At 37.1% G+C, this 25,618-nt stretch carries 20 protein-coding genes; 13 read left to right on the top strand and 7 right to left on the bottom strand.

Going from position 1 to position 25,618, the window contains the following annotated elements; all coding sequences use genetic code 11:
• Positions 1 to 11: 11 nt before the first annotated feature.
• The 9 genes from CYTFE_RS0113205 (at position 12) to CYTFE_RS0113170 (ending at position 10,989) form a co-directional block, all read left to right on the top strand.
• Positions 12 to 290, top strand: a complete 279-nt coding sequence (locus CYTFE_RS0113205; protein WP_044262801.1) for a tyrosine-type recombinase/integrase — start codon at positions 12 to 14, stop codon at positions 288 to 290.
• A 101-nt stretch (positions 291 to 391) separates the two neighbouring features.
• On the top strand, positions 392 to 1,075 hold the full coding sequence (locus tag CYTFE_RS0113200) for a hypothetical protein (protein WP_211238171.1): 684 nt from the start codon (positions 392 to 394) through the stop codon (positions 1,073 to 1,075).
• The gene (locus tag CYTFE_RS0113195; RefSeq protein ID WP_027472179.1) at positions 1,072 to 3,375 is read left to right on the top strand and encodes a DEAD/DEAH box helicase; all 2,304 of its coding nucleotides are present in this window, start codon (positions 1,072 to 1,074) and stop codon (positions 3,373 to 3,375) included. The genes CYTFE_RS0113200 and CYTFE_RS0113195 overlap by 4 nt, the downstream gene beginning before the upstream one ends.
• 322 nt (positions 3,376 to 3,697) lie before the next feature.
• On the top strand, positions 3,698 to 5,170 hold the full coding sequence (drt3a, locus tag CYTFE_RS0113190) for an antiviral reverse transcriptase Drt3a (protein WP_027472178.1): 1,473 nt from the start codon (positions 3,698 to 3,700) through the stop codon (positions 5,168 to 5,170).
• A complete protein-coding gene (gene drt3b / locus CYTFE_RS26425) occupies positions 5,163 to 7,376 on the top strand; it encodes an antiviral reverse transcriptase Drt3b (protein WP_052343191.1) in 2,214 nt (737 codons plus the stop codon). Before drt3a ends, drt3b begins: the two co-directional genes overlap by 8 nt.
• Positions 7,377 to 8,255: 879 nt before the next feature.
• Positions 8,256 to 9,200: a reverse transcriptase domain-containing protein gene (locus CYTFE_RS26420; protein WP_211238170.1), complete on the top strand. Its 945-nt coding sequence runs from the start codon at positions 8,256 to 8,258 to the stop codon at positions 9,198 to 9,200.
• A 3-nt stretch (positions 9,201 to 9,203) separates the two neighbouring features.
• Positions 9,204 to 9,632 (top strand): group II intron maturase-specific domain-containing protein, encoded by a 429-nt coding sequence (locus tag CYTFE_RS30760; RefSeq protein ID WP_211238169.1) that lies wholly within the window; start codon positions 9,204 to 9,206, stop codon positions 9,630 to 9,632.
• Complete coding sequence (locus CYTFE_RS30005) at positions 9,629 to 9,802, top strand: hypothetical protein (protein ID WP_154665667.1); 174 nt, start codon at positions 9,629 to 9,631, stop codon at positions 9,800 to 9,802. Before CYTFE_RS30760 ends, CYTFE_RS30005 begins: the two co-directional genes overlap by 4 nt.
• A gap of 494 nt (positions 9,803 to 10,296) precedes the next feature.
• The gene (locus tag CYTFE_RS0113170; RefSeq protein WP_081735986.1) at positions 10,297 to 10,989 is read left to right on the top strand and encodes an HAD family hydrolase; all 693 of its coding nucleotides are present in this window, start codon (positions 10,297 to 10,299) and stop codon (positions 10,987 to 10,989) included.
• Between the two features lie 68 nt (positions 10,990 to 11,057).
• On the opposite strand, the gene CYTFE_RS0113165 is transcribed toward CYTFE_RS0113170, so the two are convergent.
• From CYTFE_RS0113165 to CYTFE_RS26415, 3 genes are all read right to left on the bottom strand, one after another.
• The gene (locus tag CYTFE_RS0113165) at positions 11,058 to 11,465 is read right to left on the bottom strand and encodes a secondary thiamine-phosphate synthase enzyme YjbQ (RefSeq protein WP_027472176.1); all 408 of its coding nucleotides are present in this window, start codon (positions 11,463 to 11,465) and stop codon (positions 11,058 to 11,060) included.
• A 29-nt stretch (positions 11,466 to 11,494) separates the two neighbouring features.
• Positions 11,495 to 11,920 (bottom strand): low molecular weight phosphatase family protein, encoded by a 426-nt coding sequence (locus tag CYTFE_RS0113160; protein WP_027472175.1) that lies wholly within the window; start codon positions 11,918 to 11,920, stop codon positions 11,495 to 11,497.
• Positions 11,921 to 12,045: 125 nt separating this feature from the next.
• Complete coding sequence (locus tag CYTFE_RS26415; RefSeq protein WP_044214061.1) at positions 12,046 to 13,017, bottom strand: NAD(P)-dependent oxidoreductase; 972 nt, start codon at positions 13,015 to 13,017, stop codon at positions 12,046 to 12,048.
• Between the two features lie 120 nt (positions 13,018 to 13,137).
• Here CYTFE_RS26415 and CYTFE_RS0113150 point away from each other — a divergent pair, with 120 nt between their 5' ends.
• The 3 genes from CYTFE_RS0113150 (at position 13,138) to CYTFE_RS28765 (ending at position 17,633) form a co-directional block, all read left to right on the top strand.
• The gene (locus CYTFE_RS0113150) at positions 13,138 to 15,591 is read left to right on the top strand and encodes a TonB-dependent receptor (RefSeq protein WP_027472174.1); all 2,454 of its coding nucleotides are present in this window, start codon (positions 13,138 to 13,140) and stop codon (positions 15,589 to 15,591) included.
• A 186-nt stretch (positions 15,592 to 15,777) separates the two neighbouring features.
• The gene (gene rocD, locus CYTFE_RS0113145) at positions 15,778 to 17,004 is read left to right on the top strand and encodes an ornithine--oxo-acid transaminase (RefSeq protein WP_235208317.1); all 1,227 of its coding nucleotides are present in this window, start codon (positions 15,778 to 15,780) and stop codon (positions 17,002 to 17,004) included.
• Between the two features lie 125 nt (positions 17,005 to 17,129).
• The gene (locus CYTFE_RS28765; RefSeq protein WP_052343189.1) at positions 17,130 to 17,633 is read left to right on the top strand and encodes a hypothetical protein; all 504 of its coding nucleotides are present in this window, start codon (positions 17,130 to 17,132) and stop codon (positions 17,631 to 17,633) included.
• A gap of 20 nt (positions 17,634 to 17,653) precedes the next feature.
• On the opposite strand, the gene CYTFE_RS0113135 is transcribed toward CYTFE_RS28765, so the two are convergent.
• The 4 genes from CYTFE_RS0113135 to CYTFE_RS0113120 all read right to left on the bottom strand — a co-directional run bounded on the left by CYTFE_RS0113135 (position 17,654) and on the right by CYTFE_RS0113120 (position 23,643).
• On the bottom strand, positions 17,654 to 18,343 hold the full coding sequence (locus CYTFE_RS0113135) for a type 1 glutamine amidotransferase (protein ID WP_044214062.1): 690 nt from the start codon (positions 18,341 to 18,343) through the stop codon (positions 17,654 to 17,656).
• Positions 18,344 to 18,565: 222 nt separating this feature from the next.
• Entirely contained in the window at positions 18,566 to 20,485 is a 1,920-nt protein-coding gene (gene argS, locus CYTFE_RS0113130; protein WP_027472171.1) for an arginine--tRNA ligase, read from the bottom strand.
• Between the two features lie 214 nt (positions 20,486 to 20,699).
• Positions 20,700 to 21,338, bottom strand: coding sequence for an energy transducer TonB (locus tag CYTFE_RS0113125; RefSeq protein ID WP_044214063.1), 639 nt, complete (start codon positions 21,336 to 21,338; stop codon positions 20,700 to 20,702).
• A 115-nt stretch (positions 21,339 to 21,453) separates the two neighbouring features.
• Positions 21,454 to 23,643, bottom strand: coding sequence for a S9 family peptidase (locus tag CYTFE_RS0113120; RefSeq protein WP_044214065.1), 2,190 nt, complete (start codon positions 23,641 to 23,643; stop codon positions 21,454 to 21,456).
• A 420-nt stretch (positions 23,644 to 24,063) separates the two neighbouring features.
• Between CYTFE_RS0113120 and CYTFE_RS0113115 the strand changes: the two genes are divergently transcribed.
• Positions 24,064 to 25,479 (top strand): SDR family oxidoreductase, encoded by a 1,416-nt coding sequence (locus CYTFE_RS0113115; RefSeq protein WP_027472168.1) that lies wholly within the window; start codon positions 24,064 to 24,066, stop codon positions 25,477 to 25,479.
• Positions 25,480 to 25,618: the final 139 nt, after the last annotated feature.

The raw sequence follows: 25,618 nt of genomic DNA, 5'->3' as shown, positions 1-25,618 counted from the left end.
AACATGATTTGATGCCTGTAAAGCCCAAAATAATCCTCTCTTTAGCACAACACCGGAAGATGGATGTTGTAAAAATAGGAATAAACAAAAAAGTGACTCCACATATGCTACGCCACTCATTTGCAACTCATTTATTAGAACATGGTGTCGACCTTAGATACATTCAAACGTTTTTAGGTCATGTATCGAGTACCACAACAGAAATTTACACACATGTAAGCAAACGATCTCTTGCAAATATAAAAAGCCCTTTAGACCAAATTACAGAATGTAAACAACTCAATAACTGATAATTAAACAAATATCGACATAATAGATATAAACACAATATGCATTTACACATACGTTAGGGGCAAGTGTACGAACATCCTACAAACTATGAATTAACCATATGAATGGATATACAATTATAGATAAAATACAGATTGAAGATAATATCACCTTCATTAGGATTAATCCTACTAACATAGAATTGACCTTAAAGGATGTTTTTGTTTCTCTTTCAAATCTGAGTTGGATAAACGATTTTGATAAAAAATATATACGACAGAGTTTTCAAGTACGAGCTGATGCAACCGTAAAGTATATTAGCGATAATATAATTAAATCTACTGATGATGAAATAACAAGTAATTCAGGAGAATATCTAATATCAGAATTGGCTAGAAAATCAATCATTAGCGAATTGAATTATTCAAATATTCCATTAGGGGAATTAATAAAAGAGCAAAAGAGCGGTAATCCAGGTTTTGATTTTTATACCGAGAATTTAACCGAAATTCTTCTTTTTGGTGAGGCAAAGTATCTTGCTGATAGAAATGCTTATGGGAGTGCGTTTGAACAAATTGTTAGATTTGAAAGAGAGAAAAGAGACATCGCAGATTTACAAGATATTGATAAGTTTTGCGGTGAAGCGTCATTAAGGAATGTTATCGAAAATAACAAAGGATTTATCGCTGCATTTGCATCTAAATCGACAACAACAGAGAGACTGATAAACAATATTAAAGCAAATGCTGATTATAGTAAACTTAAAAATTTTAATGAATTAATATGTGTTGCTGTTAATATATGAATGATATAATTAAGAAAATAATTTCAGGCGAAGATATTGACTCAATCTTCGGTTATGTCTTGGATAGGCTTTTTAAAATTGGGCCTGTCTCAGTAACAGATATGGAAATTCTATCCTATTTGAAATTATATCAACCTGAAAAATTCGATTCTTATAAAAACTCTGTTTTAAACTACATGGGAGTTTTTTACAAGGAGACAGAGCGAAAAACTCTAAAAGAAATAGTTTTTGGGCAATACAGAAAACATTTAGAAGACACTTATCAAAAAGAGTACACTCCTGTTCAAGCAAATATTGTTCAAGGAATTGACAACAATAATTGTTTTAGTTTTTCAGCACCAACTAGTACTGGGAAATCGTACGTCTTCATAAATAGAATATTGGAAACCACAAATGACGTTGTAGTTGTTGTTCCTTCACGTGCGCTAATAAACGAATACTACCTGAAATTAAGCGAATTGATTACAGATAAGACTGTAAATATTCTAACTTTCATAGATAAAATAAACACAAAAATTGCACGGCGAAATGTTTTTATTGTTACTCCAGAAAGGTGTCGAGAATTGTTTAAACACAAAGAAGAATTTTCTGTAGACCTTTTCTTATTTGATGAAGCTCAATTAAGTAATGAAAATTCAAAAAGAGGATTGTACTTTGACAGTATTGTAAGACGAAGTTATAAAGCATATCCTGAAGCAAAATTTATATTTGCACATCCTTTTGTTAGAAATCCAGAATCTCAAATTGTTAAGAATCATTTTAATCCGGAGCATTCCTTTGCTATTCAGTATACTCAGAAGAATGTTGGACAACTTTTCTTATGTTCTGACGATGAATGGAATTTTTATCATTTTGGAATTGATAAGAATATTATGGGGCAAAGGAAACTCAAATGCGAATTTGACCCTATAGAAGATGTTATTCGCAATAAAGGGTCTGTTTTATTTTATGTTTCAAAGTCAAAAATTTATAACAAAGGTTTCTTAAATCAGTTTAGCAAATATATAGACCTCTGCAATGAAATTGAAAATGAACGAATAGAAAAATACATTGAATTACTCAAGCAATATACGGGTGGGGATACAGTTGCAAATAAAAATCATTATTCGCAAATGATAGCTTTATTAAAAAAAGGTATAGTAATTCATCACGGTTCACTTCCATTACAGACTAGAATTATTATTGAGCAATTTACAAAGGAAGGATTGTGTCGATTATGCTTTGCGACATCAACGTTAGAACAAGGAATAAATATGCCTTTTGATGTTGTATTTCTTGATAGATTAGAAAACAGTAAGCCTTTATCGGTTAAAAATCTTATTGGCAGAGCAGGAAGGTCAAGTTTGGATTCTAAATTTGATTTCGGTTATGTTATTGTCGGTTCTCAAGCTAAGATGTCAAATTTCAGAAAGATTATGAATCAGGATGAAGAACTTGATTTTGTTTCTGCATTGGAAAAAGACGATGAACATGATGACGATTACAATGAATTTAAGAAAGCGATATTAAATGACACCTATTCCGATGAATTTAATTTAACTAATAATGATATTGAGAAATTAACAGACAGTCAAATCGATGATATAATTAAAAGCATTTTAGACTCTGTTTTTACTGATGGATATTTAATTCCATTGAATGTTATAAGTAGTGATTCTCGAAATAGATTACAACTCTATACTTATTTTCAAGAGTTATATTCTGTTTATCTAGGCAGGTATCTTGAAAGAGGAGAACAAAATGTTTTTAATACTGCTATTAAGATTATTCTTTGGAGAATATATGGTAAAACTTTTAAAAACATTTGTTGGTACAGATATTCATATGCTAGTAAATCTCACGAAAGAGAGCAATTAGAACGTTTTGGTAGAAGTACTGATATTCTTGAAGCTTCATTTTACACGGAATATAAAGATTTACCAGATAAAAACATAAATGTATATAGTGCTTTAAATGGGGTTAAAGCAAAGGATGTCGATTATGATTTAATTATGTATGATACATATGATTATATTGATAAACTTATAGGTTTCAAGTTAAGCGATGTTTTCTATGCAGCATTCTATAAATATTATGAAAGAAAAAATGATGAACAGGCTCTAAAACTTGCAAAATATATTAAGTACGGTACGGATAATGAACGTCATATATGGATGTTGCGATATGGATTATCATTTGAAGATATTGAAATATTAGATAGGCATATTGATACAATAAACTCGGAGGGAATTCAATTTAAAGAATCAATTTTACAAGTCTCTGATGAAGATAAAATATCGATAGAAAGATTTTTGAATTAATGGTTAAACAAACACCAGCCCCTAACACGCGGTCATAAAACATTGCGCGGATAGTGCTATATTTGAACGAATATAACATTTAATCAACGGCTTAGCAGGCTGATAAGTTTGTGTTACAAAATGCGCAACGATTTTATACCGCCATCCGTTAGGCACAAGCTAAAAAAACGACTGAGTGGAAGTTTAACTATAGAAATGAAAGGAAAGCCAACGCACAAATAGCACATTTGTTTTTTTTGCCAATACACAATCCAACGTTGAAAAAAACAAAAGAGCTATTTTTTTGCCAACGCTAGACAATGACCGAGACAATTGAAACAATATGAAAGACCAAACATTTTCAGCTAAAAACTTTCAAATAATTTTCGACACTGAAAATCGAAAAGGTAATGATATTGAGAAAAGGTTTCCTGAGATTTTCAATGATTCAATTGAGATACGAAAAACAATAAAGACTCTTAATCAGAACATTCACAGAGAAAATGATAAAACTAGAAAATCCGAGCTTAAAGAAAGGAGAAACACCTTAAAAAAAGAACGAGAAAAGTCTATAATTGAAGTTCTCGAACAGATATCAAGCAAGGTTAACAAATCAGGTTTTGCGGTCAATGTACTTGAAGGAGCTGTCTATGGAAAAACAAGTTATTCATTAGAAAAATCTGTTGAAAATGTTTTTTTATCAAAGCAATTACAACAAAATATTAGTCAAACATATAAAATACGGCAATCATCAAGGTATGAAATAGTAAGCCTCCTTATAAACCTAATAGAAGATGAATTTCCTAAGGTTATCATTAGAACTGATATAAAAAGCTTCTATGAATCAATTCCACAGAATAAGGTTATACAAAAGATAAAAGAAGATAATCTTTTAAGTCTAAAAACTCAAAGATTCATTGGGGAAATTCTAAAAGGGTATAACTCAGCAACTGGTCAGACGAAAGATTATAAAGGTGTGCCAAGAGGAGTTGGAGTGAGTGCATACTTGTCAGAATTATATATGCGTGCAATTGACAACAGAATAAAAGAACTACCTGATTTAGTATTTTATGCAAGATATGTTGATGACATCATTGCTGTTTTCACTCCTGAAAAAGAAGAAAAAGGTTTACCTAAAAGATATAAAGGTCAAATAAAAACAATTATAGACGAAAATAATCTTTCAATAAATGATAGAAAAACAATACCAATTAATCTAATTCCCGGATTAAAATCAATTGAGTTAAACAACTCTAGCTGCAAGTCGATAGAGTTTCTCGGTTATAAAATCGGAAGCAAAAAGATAGAAAAAGAAAAGAAGGATGGTAGCGGTGTTGAAACTAAATATGTATTATCAGTCGAGATGACTGAAAACAAGCTTAATCGGTATAAGCAAAAAATTAAACTTGCTTACGACGATTTTAAAAATAAAAAAACAAGAAATAGACAACGTGCATTTAAACTACTTTTGGCGAGGATGGATTATTTATCTTCAAATACAAAGCTCAGAAATAATAAGAGTAAAGTGTTTGTGGGCATTTATTATTCTAGCCCATTTCTTCAAAATGCTGAATCTCTTGAACAGCTTAATAAGTCAAGCCAGTGGAGGATTAGTAGATTTGGTTTTACAGTCGAAGAGAAAGAAAAATTATCAAACTGTGATTTTGTAAAAGGCTTTGAAGAAAAAAAGTTCAAAAAATTACCATTGATAAAAAAGACTTACAAAAATCACAATGCAAACAAATCAAATTCAACGAATAAAGGAGTATTACAATTTGGACTCTCTGAAATAACTAAAATTTGGAAAAATGCGTAATCGTAAAGGGAAAATAATTGGCTACAAAAAAGAAAGGGTTGTACTTTCTGATATATTGCCGTATGAGGTACCTCCGTATTTTTCAAATAGGTATTTCTATAATTTCTTGGTAAATAAAAAGGTTTGTCTTGTTGGTGATGAATTAAGATTTAAAAAGGACAATTCTAAGATAACAGAGCAGATAATCCGTCTCTTATTTGGTTTCGATAAAACAAAGACAAAGAAATCATTTGAAGATTACGATTATTATCAGATTACTGATAAAAACCTTATTACAATTCCATTTAGTTTTAGGATTGCACATAAAGATGATGACTATAGGGAACTTGCCGTTATCCATCCAATAAATCAACTTCAATTAGTCCAATTCTATGACAAATACAAGTCTAATATTAAAGATGCAACAAATAAAAGCCAATTCTCTTTACGTAAACCCAGTAAAGTTGCCTCTCTAAAATACTATAAGGACAAAACTCACACAAACAAACACAGTAATAACGAAGAGATTGAAATCATAGAAAGTTCAAACAAAGAATATACAAGCTTGAAGACTTATTTTTCTTACCAAACTTGTAGTAACATCTTTGAATTTTACGAATCATATGAATACCAAAGGGCTGAAAAAAGATTTGACAAGCTATTAAAATTTGATATTTCAAGGTGTTTTGATAGTATCTATACACATTCGATTACCTGGGCATTACTGAATAAAAGAGCGGTTAAGGAATACCTTGCACCTAAATTTAAAACAACATTTGGTCACAAGTTTGACGAAATGATGCAAAGGATGAATTATAATGAAACTAGCGGAATAGTTATTGGTCCAGAATTTTCCAGAATCTTTGCGGAAATTATTCTTCAAAGAGTAGATAAAGAGGTTGAGAAGGCTCTTTACCAGTTGAAATTAGAAAATGAAGGCGATTCTAAGTTCGAATACAAAAAGGGTTATGACGTTTATCGTTATGTAGATGACTATTTTGTTTTTTATAGTGATGATAGCGTAAAAAGTGAAATATTGAAGCTTTATAAGATTGAACTTCAGAAATATAACTTATACTTTAACGAATCGAAAACAGAACTATTCAGTAAGCCCATAATTACAAATATTACTATTGCAAAAGAAGAAATCAGAAAGCTTGTTGAGCATTCTTTAATATTCAAACTTGACAAAGATGAGTCTAGAAGTCAGCTTGGCATTAAGTATTATTCAGCCAAAGACATTATCACTAATTATAAACTTATCCTTGCCAATACAAATACATCTTACAAAGATTTACAAAACTACTTCCTTGTAATCATTTTTAATAAGGTAAGAAAAATGGTATCCCAAATTGGAACAGAGCAGAAAAAACTGCTTAAAATGTATAAGGATATAGATAACATTGAGGCAGAAGAGTTAGAAAAACAAGAAAAAATTGTGAAAGTATATTTCAACAATATATTTGATAATTTTAATGAGATAATTGAGCTGTCATTTTTTGTTTATACTGTTTTACCTAGAGTTTCGTATTCTATTAAACTGTGCCATATTTTACATCGAATTATTGATTTTGTCAAAAATCAAGAAAAATCAAAACAAAAGCTTTTGGGTAATGACACATTCAATGATGACAAGCTTAAATATATTGCTTTTGATTTTGATAGAAAGCACTCTGTTTACAAAAAAATATATGATGGGATTTTAATGGTGTTCTCAAAAAACAAAACACTCAAATATGCTCAAATTGAAACCTTATATCTTCTTCCAATTGTTAATGAATTAGGTGAACACTATTCATTCTCCGAAGAAACTATTTTTGAGCATTTTAGAATAAATGAAAAGGAAGGTAGTGAGCTAAATTATTTTACAATTATATCATTGCTAAATCACATTGAGAATAAAAAAGAATATCGAAGGATTCGGCGTGCATTAAATAAAATTACAAGACAAAAAATCTCAAATTATGAATCATCTAAAGCAGAAGATGTATATTTGTTAGTTGACCTTTTGGTTTGTCCATATGTTGCTGACAAGGAGGAGGATTTAGAAGATTTTCGACTTAAAATTTTAAATAAAATTGGCTTCTTTGAAGACGGTGTCGAAAAACCAAAGAAGAAAGAAATTTTAAAACTTATAAATAAACAACTTGTAAATGTCTACTGTGATTGGAATAACAAAAACTATGGTGTTGAATTAAATACTAAACGTGGTCATAGTGTATATTAAGATATAGGGCAATCCTTTTGGAGCTCCAAAACCGTTATTTTCTAGTTGAGGAACTAGCACACACAAGCCCTCAAAAGTGTTTTCACTTTTACGGTCAGGGGTGGAGTCCCTGACTTTTTTTTATTAAAGACTGCCTATGCTAAAGCCATACACATTTACAATTCGCACGAGCCAACGCTCCAACCAAAAATTGCAAAAGAGTATGTCTTGCCAACGATGAACAGACAACGTAACTTGTAGCATATTAAAATGTTAAATGATTGAAAATAAATAAAGCCAGTGCCTAACATTTTGTATAAGTAATGCCGAGTGAAGTGCGTAATTTGAGCTTCGGTTCTCGTATCAAAGTTCATCTCGGTTCGACAGGAAAGAGCTTCGAAATTCGGCACTACTCATACAATTTACCGTTAGTGTGCCACGAAGCTGTGGTAATCCAGTAGGTGTAAATCCTACCTAAATAATTTGCTGTTCATTTAGAAGAGCTGCCGACAGTTAAGCCCGTGAGGGTCTTCGCTGAAGCTCGGTATGTTCAAATGACCAAGCCGTAATGCGCAAGCGTGAACCCGTGGTAGCTTCGAGAAGTGTATCAGTAGATGGGGAGAGTTTTGACGGTCTTCGAACCCTGTTACGTTGTATGAATTAACAGCAATTTGAAATACAACGGTCTACCGGAGTCATAGGGATGGCGTGGTTATAGATGGATTACTACGGAACGTGGGAGGTCTCTTGTTTTAAAGTTTGGCAATCTTAAACAGGCTGATATAAGCATAGCGAAATTCAGCAAGGAAACAAGAGAAGTCGGAGGAGCCCATAGTACCACAGACTGTAGCGACAACAAAACGCTGCATAGGGAAGGGGCTCTACTTTAGAGAAGCTTATATGGAAAACAGAACGACCTATATTGACGCAAGTCTATTAGTAAGTCCATCGTCATTTCTGACCGATGAAAGAGTTCGTGAATTCCAAAGGAAGCTATACATTAGAGCCAAGCAAGACAAGGAATTTAAAGCATATAGTTTAAGCGACAAGATGAGCTTAGACTATGTGATAGAGGAATCCTATCGTAGAGTAAAACAGAATTATTCCAAAGGCACAGGAGTTGACAAGATGTCGTTTGCAGATATTGAGAAATATGGTGTATCCAAATTCCTCAAGGAGTTGCAAACAGAACTTCGTACCAATACCTACCGAAGTCAGGCTGTTCGTCAGGTAGAAATCCCGAAGGAGAAGAAAGGTGAGTTTCGCATGTTGGGTATTCCCACCATAAAAGACAGAGTAGCACAAATGGCTGTTAAGATGCTGATTGAGCCACTTTGGGAAGCCGACTTTATTACTACTTCATATGGATTTAGACCCAAACGGGGGGCACAGGATGCAATCAAGCAAATCAAACAGAATATCTACGATGGACATCATTTCATCTATGATGCAGATTTATCGAAATACTTCGATACCATTCCTCACGATAAACTGTTTGTACTGCTTAAAGAACGCATCAGTGACAAAGGAATTCTGGATATTATCGAACAGTGGTTAACAGCCCCAAAACAATTAAAGAACGGAAAGTTGTTGTCGAGTACAGCAGGTACGCCGCAAGGAGGGGTTATTAGTCCATTGTTATCGAATATTTACCTACATGCTTTTGACCGAATAGTCAATAATTCAAAGAGTAAATTCTCCAAAGCAAACATACGAATTGTGCGTTATGCCGATGACTTTGTGCTTATGGGAACTTACTATTACAGCAGAGAAATATTAGCACATATCGATTCATTAATGACACGGATGGGGCTTACCATCAATAAGGAAAAGACAACTATTTAGCATGTGCATAAGAAAAGCCTATTCTTTTTGGGGTTTGAGTTCAGGGTAATCCGCTCCAAATTCGCTTGGAACAGGAAGAACTATACCAACGTCCGCCCGAGTATGAAATCAAGGAGTAAACTCTTTGCCAACATTCGTGAGCTTTTAGCAAAACGTAGGCATTGGAAGATTGAACCTTTGCTTTACAAGCTCAACTCATTATTAATAGGTTGGCTTAATTATTTCTCTATAAGTAAGGTAACGCACATTTGGGAAACCATAAAGGTTATCATCAAACACTTGGATTATAAACTATTTAAATGGCTCAAAAGCAAAGGACGTAAAGCGCACAAGTCGCTTCGCCAGCGACCATACAGTACTTTTGTACAAAGCAAAAGGCTGTTAGACTTGGAAAAGTATGCACGCTTGAAAACCCTTGCGAAAGCTCAATGAAGAACTCTATCGGTAAGCCGTATGAGGGAAAACTTCACGTACGGTTTGATGAAGGGGGCGCTGATAGTTTACTTATTATTGCTACTTTTAGAAGTAATAATGGGAGTAAGCTATCAGGCTCTACTCTACGGGGCAAGTGTAAAAAAGACCACGACAACCTGATACGATAACGATAAATAATAAAATAAGAAAGGATTGGCTATTTCGGAGTGACCATGCCAGCATTATCGGTCAAAACATGCCACTTTAAAAGATGCTGCAATAATACAAAAAAATTAGTTTTCCCTTTTTAAAATTCCTTTCCTGAGCGACTCAAAACAATTCGCAACTAATTTTAGGACGAGTCATACATAGGAAAGACCGGTTGGAAGTGAAAGCTTTGGTAGTGAGGATCTGTTTTTAATTCTATTCGAATTTGAGAGGATTCATTAGAACGTGATGTAGCCTCTGTTATTGCATGTGTAATTGAGATTGAAAATGTCTCTTTGATATCATGGAGGCGGCCTGCTGTTGGTGTGTCCACTATATTTTTTGAATGCGTATGATGAGAAAATGGAGGAATCGAATAGAATATATATTTCTTGTTTTCTTGTTTTTTTTGTTTCTTTCGATTTGTGTTTGTAAGAATCTTTCTTGTTTGGTTTCAATGTTAATAAATAAAAGGATGAGTGAAGCAATTATACCGAGAGACTTAAGGTGTGTGATATTTGATATGGATGGAGTGCTATATGATTCAATGAAGAATCATGAGATTGCCTGGACAGGGTGTTTTAAAACCGTGGGCATTGATTTTCCGGCTTACGAAGCTTATTTGCACGAAGGAAGTCCTGGTCTAGAGACCATTGCATATGTGTATAGGCAATATTTGAACAAGGAAGTTTCGGAGGAAGAATGTGAGCGTATTTACAATGAGAAGATACGTTTGATGGGGCAGCTCCCCATAGCTGAGAAAATGCCACAGATGGGCGATCTGATTGATTTTATACGAGAAACAGGAATGGATGTGTGGGTGGTGACAGGCTCTAAGCAACCTACCTTGTTGGATCGCTTGTCGGATGACTTTGGTATTCCAGCAAAGCAGATTATCAGTGCTAGTGATGTAACAAAAGGAAAACCAGATCCGGAACCTTATGCGAAAGCAGTTGCTCGTTGTGGTTTTACAGCCGAACAGTGCATGGTGGTGGAGAATGCGCCACTGGGAGTTCAGTCCGCAAAGGCGGCAGGGGTGACTACTATTGCTGTTAATACTGGTGTTCTCGAAGATGAAGTGCTGGTGGAGGCAGGTGCTGATATTGTGCTGCCGGATACCTCTAGTTTATATTCCTATGTGCGGTCTACTCTTCAAGAAAGGGGATAATCAGCGGTTCATATGTTCATAAAATAAGTGCAATAGTGTTTTCTGAAATGTAATTGTTGCTGTTGGTATTAGGAATAAATAGTAGCGATTAGGTTTCTGCGTCCGCCAACATTACGAAACTCGCAAAGGTAAATTCCTTGCCATGTTCCCATATTTAAACGTCCATTTGTGATGGGTATAGTGAGCGAACAACCGACAATACTTGATTTTACATGCGAAGGCATGTCGTCACTGCCTTCAAGGGTATGTGTGTATTCTGGCATGTTTTCGGGAATGAGTGTGTTCATAATGGTTTCAAAATCAGCACGTACAGAAGGGTCTGCATTTTCGTTGATGGTCAGTCCTGCCGACGTGTGCTTTATAAATAGATTCAGTAGACCGACATCAGGAAGGTCCAGGTGAGATTCGATAAAGTCGCTGATTAAGTGAAAACCCCGACTGAATTCAGGTAGACTTATTTGCTTTTGTGTAATCATGGGTCTTGGCTTATGTTGATGTTTTTATTTTATTGCAGAATGTTAAAGTGTTTCATGGCAAATTCCATGGCATAGTCTTCAATTTCGTTACATACCTCTCTGTAGGATAAAAGTTTTTCTTGATCGGAACCTTGTGCCAGTGCAGGGTTTTTAAAGGGGTGACAGATTATTTTTCCTGGCTCGTGGCTTAATAGTACATCTTCGGGTGATGAACTATCGGCAATAATCACATATGCAAATATTTCGTGTTGGTAATCAGATAGGTTAACCGATTTGTTTTTGTTAATGTCAATAACGGATTCCATCATGGCTTTTTGTGCCAACATTTGTATGGGCTCAATATGCCCACCGGCACTAAGAACTTCGGCTTTCCCTTTTAGATAATAGTTTAGCCAGCCTTGAAGCATTTGCGATCGGGCAGCATTTTTTTCGGTGTATACAAGAATTTTTTTCATATGTTTATAATTTGTTTCTTAATGGTCATATGGCACTCGCCGAAATTAATCATTCCCCTGTGTGTGAAAAAATCTTATGGCTTGTTTCATCTCAGTTTGTTTTTGAATAGCCAGGGCTTTTGATTTTAATGTAGATTGTTTTTGTTAACAATATAGTTCTGTAATTCTCCAGTAAAGAATTTTCGGATGATCTGGCTTACTAATATACTCATTTCTTTTCTTGTTTCCAATGTGGCAGTTCCTACATGGGGGGTGGCAACTACATTGTTAAATGTCAACAATTCTCTTGGAATATGTGGTTCGTTTTCAAAAACATCCAAGCCCGCACCTGCGATCTGCTTGTTTTGTAAGGCGGCAATAAGCGCTTTCTGGTTGATAACGCTTCCGCGTGCGGTGTTAATTATATAGGCCGTGTTTTTCATTAAGTTAAACTCAGCGAAGTTAATTAAGTGTTTTGTTTCAGTAGTTAGGGGGGTATGTAAAGAAACTACGTCTGAGTCCTTTAGAAGAGTTTCAAGGGGTACTCTGTGTGTGCAATATTTGCCTTCAATGTCAGCAGGTAATGGTTGTCGATTGTGGTAGATGATGTGCATGCCAAAAGCGAGAGCTCTGCGCGCTAAGGCTTGACCTATGGCACCCATGCCTACGATGCCGAGTGTTTTGCCTGTAAGTGTGGTACTCAGGTTTTTCATGACACCTACTTTAACACCGTCAGCTGTTCTTAGCTGATTGTTTAAGGCACCTATCTTACGGGCTACTGCAACCATTAAACCCATGGCCAATTCGGCGGTTGGCTCAGTTACCGGATCGGGTGTGTTTGTAACAGTAATGCCTCTGTTGCTCACAAAGGGGATGTCAATATTGTCATATCCTACTCCGAAATTAGCTATTAACTTTAGTTTGGAGGCTCGGGTGATGTGTTCGTTTGATAGCTGATGACCAAATACAGAAACAATGGCATCACAGGTTTCAATATGCTCATTTAGCTCAGCGTCGCTGATTTGATCATCCTTAGGAAATATTACTTCGAAATTGTCTCCCAATACGTCAAATCCAACGCTGGGGATCTTGTAGCTTATCAGTATTTTCTTTTTCATGTCTCGGAAATAAAAAAGTAAAACTATCGTTTTTCTAAGTAATTAGAAAGGATATTTGTAGTAGTTACTTACTTTTGTAATGTAAATTTGTGAAAAACGAGGACTCTTTATACAATATGTATGCTTAAAAAACTATTTGTTTTACCCCTATGTGTGATGTGTGTATTGGTTGTTTATGCGCAAAAGCAGGTAGAAATAAGTGGGGTTGTTAAGTCTGAAGATGGCGTTTTACTTGATTGGGTGAATATAGCAGTTAAAGGACAGCCTGGCGGATCAATAACCAATGAAAAAGGGGCTTTTAGCATCGATGTAAAGTCTGAATTTCCTGTAGAGTTAGTATTTAGCAGACTAGGATATCAGGTCAAAAATATTCTTTTGGACAGTGATGCAGCGCTCAGGAATTTGGTCGTCATCATGTCTTCAAAAAGGGAGTCTATTGAGTCGGTGGATGTAAAAGCCAAGCGTAGAAGCGATCAGAACTTTACGGCCATTGACTCCAGGTTATCAGCCAATCTTCCAGATGCCTCAGGGGGTAGTGTTGAAGCCTTGGTAAAGACGCAGATGGGGGTGAGTTCCAATAATGAATTGAGTTCGCAGTACCGCGTTCGTGGAGGTAATTTTGATGAGAATCTGGTGTATGTGAATGACATAGAAGTGTATCGACCTTTTCTTGTGCGTGCCGGACAGCAAGAAGGACTTAGTTTTGTGAATCCTGAATTAGTATCTGATATTCAATTTTCGGCAGGTGGGTTCGATGCTCGTTATGGCGATAAGATGTCTTCGGTGCTAGATATAAAGTATAAGCGGCCTACTGCATTTGCGGGGAGTGCATCTGCTAGTCTGTTGGGTGGTAATGTGCACTTGGAAGGAGCTTCTTCTGCAGGGAAATTTACGCATGTAACTGGTCTACGTTATAAAACCAATCAATATTTACTGGGATCCAGCGATGTGTCGGGCGATTACAAACCGTCGTTCTTTGACATGCAGACTTATCTGAGCTATCGCATGAATGAAAAATGGCGAGTGGGATTTCTGGGTAATGTTTCAAGAAATAAATACGATTTTATACCTGTGGACAGAGAAACATCCTTTGGTACTATTAATGAGGTTAAGGTGTTGAAGATCTATTTTGAGGGGCAAGAGGAAGATGAATTTTTGACTGGTTTTGGTGCCGTTAGTCTTGATTTTTCGCCCAATAATGATCATAACTACAAATTTCTGCTCTCAGGCTATCGTACTTCAGAAGATGAACGATATGATATCCTTGGACAGTATTGGTTGCAAGAGCTGGAAGATGAAGAGACGGAACCGTCGGAAGCTGATAAAATAGCCTCAGGTATTGGTGTTGGCTCCTATCTTGAACATGCCCGTAATTATTTGTTTGGAGCCATTACCAATATAGCTTTTCGTGGCGCTCATCGTTTAGATGCAAACCGTATTGAATGGGAAGTAAAATATCAGTATGAACGATTTTCGGATATCATAAATGAATGGGAAATGAGGGATTCTGCTGATTTTAATATCCCTCTTGATACGGATAGATTGGATATGGTTTATTCCTACAATTCAGATCATGCTATTGCTTCCAATCGTTTTACTGCCTTTGTGCAGAGTGATAGACATGCAACATGGGGAAGAAACGATGTGGATATAGCCCTTGGTGTACGTGCCAATTATTGGGATTTTAATGATGAACTATTGATAAGCCCTAGATTCGGTCTTACAGTGAAGCCTGAATGGGAAAAGGACTATCGATTTAAATTTTCGGCAGGGGTGTATTATCAGTCGCCTTTTTATAAGGAATACCGGACGAGGCCTGATAGTCAGCATAATCTTCAGGATGGTATTAATGATCAAATTAAAGCACAGCAATCCATTCATTTTGTTAGCGGGTTTGATCATTATTTTATGAGGGGAGATAGGCCTTTTAAGTTCTCTACTGAATTGTACTATAAAAAAATGAAAAATCTGATTCCCTATCAGGTCGATAACGTGAGAATCAGGTATTCGGCTTTGAATAACGCGGTGGGATATGCGGCTGGTATCGACTTAAAGGTGAATGGTGAGTTTGTGAAAGGCGTGGAGTCCTGGGCTACCCTATCTTTGATGCGTACAGAGGAGGATTTGGAAGATGACTCGTATGTGGATAAAAGTACTGGTCAGGTGATATATCCGGGTAATATACCACGTCCTTCCGACCAACGATTGAATTTTAGTTTAATGTTTCAGGATTATTTTAGAAATAACCCCTCTTTTAAAGTTAACCTTAATTTTTTATATGGAACAGGCTTGCCTTTTGGTCCACCGCATTCCGAAAGATATTTGGCTACCAACCGGATGCCTGCGTACCGAAGAGTTGATATCGGTTTCTCTAAGGAGATGACAGGAAGTGAGTTGAATAAAACTAGTGGCGCCTTGAAAAACTTGTGGATCGGACTCGAGATATTTAATCTGTTTGATATCAATAATACCATTTCTTACTTCTGGGTGACGGATGTAAATAATAGGCAGTATGCGGTACCCAATTATCTGACAGGCAGGAGACTGAATTTGAAAGTGCTTACCCGTTTTTGATATCTCGTATTTTTTTAACAGACTGAGAAGTAGTCTTGTGGGTTTGTGGTGAAATATATCGCAGGTTCTTAAGAGATGCTTTATTTAATAATCGTCATTTTTGTGAGGGTACGGTGATATTTCTCATCAACAAGAATGTGCTTTCTTCTTATCTTTAGGGTTGGAAAAACAATTAATAATATAGATATGAGCAATATTCACATGACCCCGCAAGAATATATTGAGAGGGAAGATAAATTTGGTGCCCATAATTATCATCCTCTTCCGGTAGTTTTGGATAGGGGTGAAGGTATTTTTGTCTGGGATACTGAAGGAAAAAGGTATTATGATTTTCTTTCGGCTTATTCGGCTGTTAACCAAGGGCATTGTCATCCTAAAATTATTCAGGCACTCCATGAGCAAGCAGCGAAGTTAACGCTTACATCCAGGGCTTTTTATAGTAGTGTATTGGGGGAGTTTGAGGAATATATTACCGATTATTTCGGCTATGATAAAGTATTGCCCATGAATACCGGAGCTGAGGCTGATGAAACAGCCATCAAGTTATGCCGGAAGTGGGGGTATGAGAAAAAGGGAATTGAAGAAAATAAAGCCAAGATAATCGTCTGTGATGGTAACTTTCATGGTAGAACTGTGACCATTATCTCCATGTCTACAGACCCGGATTCTTATAAAGGCTTTGGTCCTTATACGCCTGGTTTTGAGGTAGTGCCATATAATGATCTGAATGCCTTGGAAAAAGCATTGCAGGATCCCAATGTAGCAGGATTTCTGGTTGAACCTATTCAGGGAGAGGCTGGTGTTTATGTGCCGGAAGATGGATATTTGAAGAAAGCCTATGATTTGTGTAAGGCTAAAAATGTGTTGTTTATGGCAGATGAGGTGCAGACAGGCATTGCGCGTACTGGTAAAATGTTGGCTTGTGATTATGAAGGTGTTCGGCCGGATGTGTTGATATTGGGTAAGGCAGTGTCTGGTGGTGTATTTCCTGTGTCAGTGGTATTAGCTGATGATGATATTATGCTCTGTATAAAGCCGGGTGAGCATGGTTCAACATATGGAGGTAATCCGCTGGGATGTAAGGTTGCTATGGCAGCATTGCAGGTAATTAAGGATGAGAACTTAGCCGATAATTCTGCACGTCTGGGAGAGTTATTTCGCCAAGAGTTATCAAAGCTGGATTCGGATATGATTGAGTTGGTCCGGGGTAAAGGTCTTTTGAATGCAGTAGTCATCAAGCCTAAAAATGGAAAAACAGCTTGGGATGTGTGTGTGGCTATGAAAGAGAATGGCTTGATTGCTAAGCCAACACATGGACATATTATTCGTTTTGCACCTCCTTTGGTCATCACAGAAGCGGAACTTAGAAAAGCCATCGAAATCATAAAAATGACCTTGACTGAGTTTGAATAAATAGATTTGGTGAAAGTGTGAAGCATTGTTCTTTAGTTAGGAACAGTGCTTTTTGTTGGTATTCTGTTGGTGCTTTGTGATAATCTAACTATCTTTTGATTGACTTCACTAATTATTAATATATCATGGAAAAAGTATTGGAACTTCTGCATAATCGGTATCAGAAAATTGAAGAACGTAACTTTGATCTGAATAGTTGGAAAAAAGGAACTATAGCTGTATTGGATTCTATACTGGGACCGGATAATTTAAAGAGAAAGTTAATAGAAGATATTGAGTTTGAGAATAATAGCTGGTCTTTGCGAGATACTACCGGAGATGTGGATTCCATCAAGAAGACTTGCGCCGATGTGTTGGAGACCATTATTTTAGAAATTGAGACTTTGGGGTTGGCAGAAAAAGTGGTTCCTAACAAGGGAGAGGGGAAAAGTAAAGATGTGAAGTTGATCAGTAAAGCGATTGGTCAGGAATTGAGTCATACACAGATGGAAGAGCTTAGAAAGCTAATCCGACAAAAGGATGTGTCATATATTGATGTGGTGGACAAATTTAAACACTACGGTTATGAGGTAGCTCCACGTATTTTGGCAAGTCTGTTGCTAACTCCTAAAGTTAAGAAGAGTTTATAGTGATTGGATAGGACGAGGACTTATTGATTGCGTGCTAGGTAATCCAGTAAACCAAACATGACCTTTTTGTTTGCATCAAAGTACTTTTTCTGGTGCGTAATTTCTTCTGCAGATTGAATCTTGAGGCCTTCTTCCATTAATTCGTGAGCACCATTGTTCACCATTTCTTGGATGGTTTCTGGTGTTTGCTCCAGGTGAAATTGTAGAGCTACCGTTTTGTTTCTGATCATAAAAGCCTGGTTGACTACTTCTGGGGTAGAGGCTAAGAGTCGAGCATCTTGGGGGAGATCAAAGGTGTCTCCATGCCAATGAAAAACAGTGGGAGATGTGTTCTCAAAGCAAAGTGGGGAGTGGTGGTGATTGGTTTGTATCTGAAACCAGCCGATTTCTTTTGTGTCGCCAGGGTACACGTGTGCACCCAAGGAGGCAGCTATAAGCTGAGAACCCAAACAGATGCCCAAAACAGCTTTGTCGGCTTCAATGGCCGACTTGATAAGCGTCAACTCTTCAGTAAGCCAGTGATAATCTTTAGTGTCATAAACACCCATGGGACCGCCCATCACAATTAACAGATCAAACTCATTTAGTTTAGGGAGTGTATCATTGTTGAATTGCTGGGTGCACGAGAGAGAATGATTGTTGGTCGAAGCCCATTCCTTAATGTTTCCCAGCCCTTCGAAGGGCACATGCTGAATCCAATGAATGTTCATATATCTTTTGATAAGGTGTTTTAAGCTGTTCTATTTAGTGGCTGCAAGAAAACTACTGTTTTTTCTGTCTTTGATAAGAAAGCTTCAAAGACAAGCCTTTCGATATTTTTGAAACCAAGGAGTTTTCTTGCAAAGACTAATTATTAATCAGGTTAAGAAGATAGATCTTTTTGGCAAGAGCTAGGTAGTACTACCATCCACCTAGCTCTTGTGTAAATAGCTTTACATTTTGTCGGGAACATCTATACCCAATAGCCACATTGCATTTTTGATGGTTTTACCCACTGTTTTACAAAGAAGCAAACGCATCGTACGTTTATCTTCATCCTCTTCGAAGAGGATAGGGCAGTCGTGGTAGAACTGGTTGTATTCTTTGGCCAGATCATAAACAAAGTTAGCGATAATAGCAGGAGAAAATACCTTACCTGCTTCGGCCACCACATTGGGGAAGTTGGCAATGGTTCTGATTAGGTTATTTTCCTTTTCACCTATCTCTACGTTTGTTGGTGCAGTATCCGCTATTTGAATACCTTTTTCGGCAGCCTTGCGGAAAATAGATTGGATACGGGCATGGGTATACTGAATAAATGGACCTGTGTTACCGTTGAAGTCGATGGACTCTTCTGGGTTGAAGGTCATGTTTTTACGGGGGTCTACTTTCAGTATGAAATATTTCAGAGCACCCAAAGCAATCATTTGATACACTTTTTCGGCCTCTTCCTCTGTATATCCGTCTAGTTTACCCAGCTCCTTAGACATCTCACGTGCTGTCTTAACCATTTCGTCTACCAGGTCATCGGCATCCACCACAGTACCTTCTCTCGATTTCATCTTTCCTTGCGGTAGTTCTACCATTCCGTAGGAGAAGTGAACTAAGTCCTTGCCCCATTTAAAACCCAGCTTGTCGAGTAATAATGCCAATACTTGAAAGTGATAGTCTTGTTCATTACCTACTACGTATACCATTTTGTCGATGGCATAATCGTCATAGCGCAGTTTAGCTGTACCTATGTCTTGTGTCATATAAACCGAGGTGCCATCTTTACGCAGTAATAGTTTTTGATCCAGCCCTTTGTCCGATAAGTCGGCCCATACGCTTCCGTCTTCTTTGCGGTTGAACAAACCTTCTTTGAGCCCCTGCAATACCATTTCTCTTCCTTCGGTATAGGTCTCTGATTCGTAATAAATTTTATCAAAATCAACGCCCATCTTTTTGTAGGTGACATCAAAACCTGCGTAAACCCACTGGTTCATCATCTCCCAGTCTTTATATACTTCAGTGTCTTTGGCCTCCCACTTGCGTAGCATTTCACGAGCTTCCTGTATCAAAGGGGCATTGTTTTCAGCATATTTACTCAGTTCTTCACAGGCTTTGAGTTGTTCATTTTCTTCATCATTGAGTCCTTCTTTGGTTTTCTTTTTGCTTTTTAAGGCAGAAAAGGTGGTTTTGAAGTCGTCAATATTTTTGATGGATGGGTATTCCGATATTTTCTTCCGGATAATCGCATCTATTTCTTTTTTGTATTCCTGATCGAACTTCACATAGAAATCACCTACCAGGTGGTCGCCTTTTTTGCCTGCACTCTCCGGAGTAACCCCTTTCCCCCATTTTTTCCAGGCCAACATGGACTTGCAAATGTGAATACCACGGTCGTTTACTATGTTGGTTTTAATGACTCTATTTCCGTTTGCTGCGGCAATTCTAGAAACAGAATAGCCCAATAGATTGTTTCTGATATGACCCAGATGCAGTGGTTTATTGGTGTTTGGAGATGAGTATTCGATCATGGTAAGTGGCGAGTTATCATCGGCTGCCACAAAACCATGTTTTTCTTCCTGAGCAATCTTGTTGATGAGGTTTAGCCAGTAGTTAGTAACTAACTCAATGTTCAAGAAACCTTTAACCACATTAAAACTTGCAACGGTATTGTCGTTGTTCTGGATGTATTCTCCAATATCGTTCGCGGTTTCTTCAGGAGATTTTTTTGAAATTTTTAATAAGGGGAAAACCACAATGGTAAAATCTCCTGTTAAATCTTTGCGGGTGATTTGAACCTGCGCCTGATTCTCATTTATTTCTTGTCCGTATAACTCCTGTACCGCGGCAAGCAATTTGCCTTTTAGCTGCATTTCAATATTCATGGTTATGCTTTCTGCTTATTGTTTTCAATGAAAGTGCAAAGATAAAAAAGTTATCCTTTTTTTATGGTATGTGGTTAATTAGTACCCACATTCACCTTTATTTATGTATTGAAACCTATGGTGAAAGATTTTATTGTTATAGATCTTTGGGACTTAACAATGCAATGATCATCTATCGGTGCGTGATCATACAGGCTTACTTTTTTATCCCTGATTATGGATGTTCTTCCTCGGTGAGATCAAATTGAATATCAATTAAATATTCACTGTTGATATTTTTGCCCTTATAGGTAGCAGGAATCCATTGCCAATGCGAAGGTATCGTTTTGGCCACTCTCATCACTTCGGCATTTAAGATGGGATGAAGTTTTTCTTTGATAAAGAGACTGGTTATTTGTCCTTTGGAATTAATTCTAATGGCTAAAACTATTTTTCCTGTAATGTTTTTGTTTTTGGCTTCATCGGCATAAACAATATGGTTGACCATAAATAAATAGGGAATAATTGGACTGCCAAGAAATAAAACCGGGGTTTCTGTATATTCTTCGGGGGTTTGTTTGGAACTTATTTTTATTACTTTTTGGGTGTTGTGGTCGTATTCGAACTCAAAAATACCGTCCAATGAAAAATAGGCCCATCTGCCAAACTTTTTGTTTTCTTTATAGATGCCTTGCTCGATTATAAAATCTTTGTATTTTTTTAAATATCTACCATCTTTTATTGCTGTATCGGAAGTGAAGGCCAGATATTCCTCGAAAAATGGGCCGTTGTGTTTGCGAACGGTTTCATGCTCTTGCGCATAGGAGAGCATGACCCATGCAGACAGTAACAGTGTGAATAGTAATTTTTTCAAGATGATGGTTTATTCGTTTGAAATATACAGGGTGTTAAACTCTTTGTTTAACTATTTCAGGCTCAAGATATGCCGATAATCTTTTGGTGCATCCTGAGCCTGAGGTGAAGAGGTGTTATAGGTTCTTTTTGAGATATTCGCTCATCATTGTATACAGATGCATCCGAGTATTCCCTCCAAATATACTGTGATTACGGTTAGGGTAAACAAACATATCAAACTGTTTGCCGGTCTGAACCAACTGTTCTACATATTCAAGTGTGTTCTGAAAATGCACATTGTCGTCGGCTGTACCATGAATCAGAAAGAGTCTTCCTGTTAGGTTTTCTGCCATGTTGATGGGAGAGTTGTCGTCGTAACCTTTGGCGTTCTCTTGAGGACGTCTCATATATCTTTCGGTATAAACAGAGTCGTAGTAACGCCAGTTGGTGACAGGGGCTACAGCGATGCCTACCTTAAAAACGCCATTGCCTTTGCTTAGGCAGCTTGCACTCATAAAACCACCATAGCTCCATCCCCATATGGCTATTCTTTCGGCATCACAATACGGTAGAGAACCTAAATATTGGGCAGCTTCAATCTGGTCGTCTGATTCTAATTTGCCCAGTTTCATATAGGTGCATTTTCTGAATTCTTCTCCGCGAGCTCCTGTACCTCTGGGATCAACACAGGCCACCAAGTAACCTTCTGCAGCCAAGTATTGCTCCCAGCCGATGTTCCATTTGTCTAACACTTGTTGCGAATTAGGACCGCTGTATTGGGTCATTAAAACGGGGTACTTTTTGTGGGCATCGAAATGGATGGGTTTCACCATCCATCCATGTAATTCAACCCCTTCAGAAGTTGTAAAGGAGAAAAATTCTTTGGGAGATATTTTGTAATCTTTCACTTTTGTCTCCAATGCCTTATTGTCTTCCAGTGTACGTATTAATTTTCCGTTTTGGTCGTGTAGGGTTACAACTTTAGGAGTGGTGGTGTTTGAATAATAATTGATGAAATATTTGAAGTTACTGCTGAACACAGCAGCATTGGTACCTTCTTTTTGAGATAGTTTATATTTCTTTTTGCCATCCAGTGAAACAGCGTAAACCTCTCTTTGGGTGGGGGATTTTTCTGCTGCCTTATAATAAATCATTTTCTTTTTGGCATCGTAGCCGTAATATTCCATCACGTCCCATGCTCCTTTGGTCAGCTGTCGCACTTTCATTCCGGCCATAGTGTACAAATAGATGTGGTTGTAACCATCCATCTCACCCACATAAATAAAGTGTTTACCATCGTTTAAAAATGTCAGGTTATCCAATACATCTTCGGCAATATAGTATTTGCTTCGGTGTGTAAATATATTTTTTGTTAGAGTACTGGCCGTATTGGCAATTAAGAGGTCGAATTGATTTTGTAGACGATTCATTTTTAGGATGGCCAGCCTTCCGTCTTCATGTGTCCATCGAATACGTGGAATGTAATATTCTTCTGAATCATCTATTTTCATCGTTTTGGTGGTGCGGTTTTTCAAATGAAAAACATGAACACTGACCTCCGAGTTGGTTTCTCCTGCTTTGGGATATTTGAATTTATATTCTCCAGGATACAGGGCATTGGCTTGGTGTGTGGGGTGACTGCCTTTGTATAAAGGAAAAGTATACTCTCGTACTTTGGACTCGTCAAAATGCACATAGGCCAGTTCCATACTGTTGGGAGACCATTCCATCGCTTTGTTATAAGCAAATTCTTCCTCGTAAACCCAGTCCGGAATACCGTTGATGACTTTGTTGAATGCTCCATCTTCGGTGATTTGAGCTGTTGTGCCAAATTTAAGCTTATTGATAAAAATGTTGTTGTCTTTTACGTAGGCTACCATTTCACCATTGGGAGAGAAGGTGGCTACCTGTTCGTTGCCATTTTCCGAAAGCGCTTTGATCTCCTTACGCTTAATGTCATATACGTAATAGTCGGCTTTGAAAGAATGACGATAGATGGATTTTCGATTTATGTAAACCAGTATCTTGGACTCGTCGTTGTTTAATTCATATCCTTGGATGTGTTGAATAGGACAGTCTTCTATCTTTTCCAAATCCATGATGACAGCAGTTTTCTTGCCTGTTGCATAGGCATACTTAACAATCTGCCTTGCCTCGTTCTCTAATGTGGTGTAATGTATACCATCATTCATGGATTTTAATCCGCTGACCGATTTGGCGTTAAAAGTATGGCTTTTGTTTAAGTCTTCAAGGGTAACTGTTTTTTTTTGTGCCTTAAGAGTTATGGGCAGCAAAAGGGCAATAAGTAATATCAACCTGTTCATTATTGTGCGCTTATTTGTGGATGAAACTATTTTTTAATCAAACAAAACTAACAAAAACAAGGCCTAAATCAAATTATTCAGGATTTTGCAAAGCGTTTATGTGAAACGAACCATGACGATGGTTGGAGGGATGAATTCAACGTTTTTACATGGAAAGATGACTATTGCAATATGTATCCTAGTATCAATGAAACGAGCCCTGAGAATTGTTTCGCACAAAGGCAGGATGATTCATTTCGATGAGTTTCATTGAAGGAAGATCCTAAATGTATGATTGAAAGTAGATTCTGATGATTGATAATGTAATTCAGGAGATAAAGAACTATATTGTATGAAACGAGCCATGAGAATAGCTTCACACACAGAGGGATAATTCTTTCTGGCGAGTTCCATATGACTTTTGAAAGAAAATATAAACATATGAAAGTATTATTAACGGGAGCAACAGGATATGTGGGGAAAAGGTTATTACCTGTTTTAGTGCAGGCTGGATACCAGGTAGTATGTTGTGTGAGAGATAAAAGGCGATTTTCACCGGAGCCATCATTGGTGGATAATTTGGAAATCGTTGAGGTGGATTTGTTGGAGGAGGATACCTTAGATGCTATACCCAATGACATTGATGTTGCTTATTATCTGGTTCATTCGATGTCGGGTAGCAGAGACTATGAGCGTCAGGAAGCTTTGTCTGCCAATCATTTTAGAGAGAGAATGAATGATATTGGTGTGCTACAGGTGATTTATCTGAGTGGTATTGTCAATGACCATGAGTTATCTAAGCATCTTAGTTCTAGAAAAAATGTGGAGGAAGAATTAAATAAAGGAAAGTATGCCTTAACTACTCTTAGAGCAGGTATTATCATCGGTTCGGGTAGTGCTTCCTTTGAAATTATTAGAGATCTGGTGGAGAAGTTACCTGTTATGATAGCACCTAAATGGCTCCTAACCAAGTGTCAACCCATTGGTGTGTCAGATGTGGTTAAGCTCCTGGTGGGAGTGCTCCATCTTCCTCAGGTTTTTAATAGAACTTTTGATGTGGGAGGGCCCGAGGTGCTTACTTATAAGGATATGTTATTGAGGTTTGCTGCTGTGCGCGGTTTAAAGAGGCGAATTTATACTCTGCCAATCATGAGTCCTCGGCTGTCGTCTTACTGGTTATACTTTGTTACATCAACCTCTTATATGTTGGCTACTTCTTTGGTGGATAGTATGAAAGTTGAGGTGGTAGCGAGAAGTGCGGAGATAAATGATATTGTGGGAATATCACCTGTTAAATATGAAGAGGCTTTGCGAAAAGCATTTAAAAAAATAGCACAAAATGAAATTGTGTCCAGTTGGAAAGATTCAATGGTGAGTGGACAAATGAATTTTAGAATCTCTGAATTTATTCAAGTGCCTAACTATGGCTGTTTCAAGGATATAAAAAGAATGGGTATTGCTGATAGACAAAGCTGTTTGAATAAGATTTGGAATATTGGAGGTTCTACTGGTTGGTATTATGCCACCTGGTTATGGAGTATTAGAGGATTGGTGGATAGTTTGTTCGGAGGGGTGGGGTTACGTAGGGGGCGTACCCATCTTACGCATATACAACCTGGTGATGCGCTGGATTTTTGGCGCGTATTATATGCCAATAAGCAGGAGGGTAGATTACTGCTGCTGGCAGAAATGAAACTCCCGGGAGAGGCTTGGTTAGAATTTAAATTGGAGGATGATATGCTTGTGCAAACGGCTACTTTTCGACCTAAAGGATTAAAAGGAAGGATATATTGGTATTTGGTTTCTCCCTTTCATTATTTTGTTTTTAACGGAATGATTCGGCAATTGGTAAAGTAATTCGTCTTATGGAGTTCTATTTGTGAACAACATAAAGGTTTTCTTTTAATCGAGCTAGCCTTTAAGCGTGATCTGTTACTGATAAGGATGATATGGGATGAGAGGTTTGTTGGAAATATGAAAAAAATGAGCCAATTGC

The organism is Saccharicrinis fermentans DSM 9555 = JCM 21142 (assembly GCF_000517085.1).
In the GTDB taxonomy this organism is placed as follows: domain Bacteria; phylum Bacteroidota; class Bacteroidia; order Bacteroidales; family Marinilabiliaceae; genus Saccharicrinis; species Saccharicrinis fermentans.
Note: the sequence above shows the minus strand (reverse complement) of the source record. Positions and strands in the feature narration are given on the sequence as shown.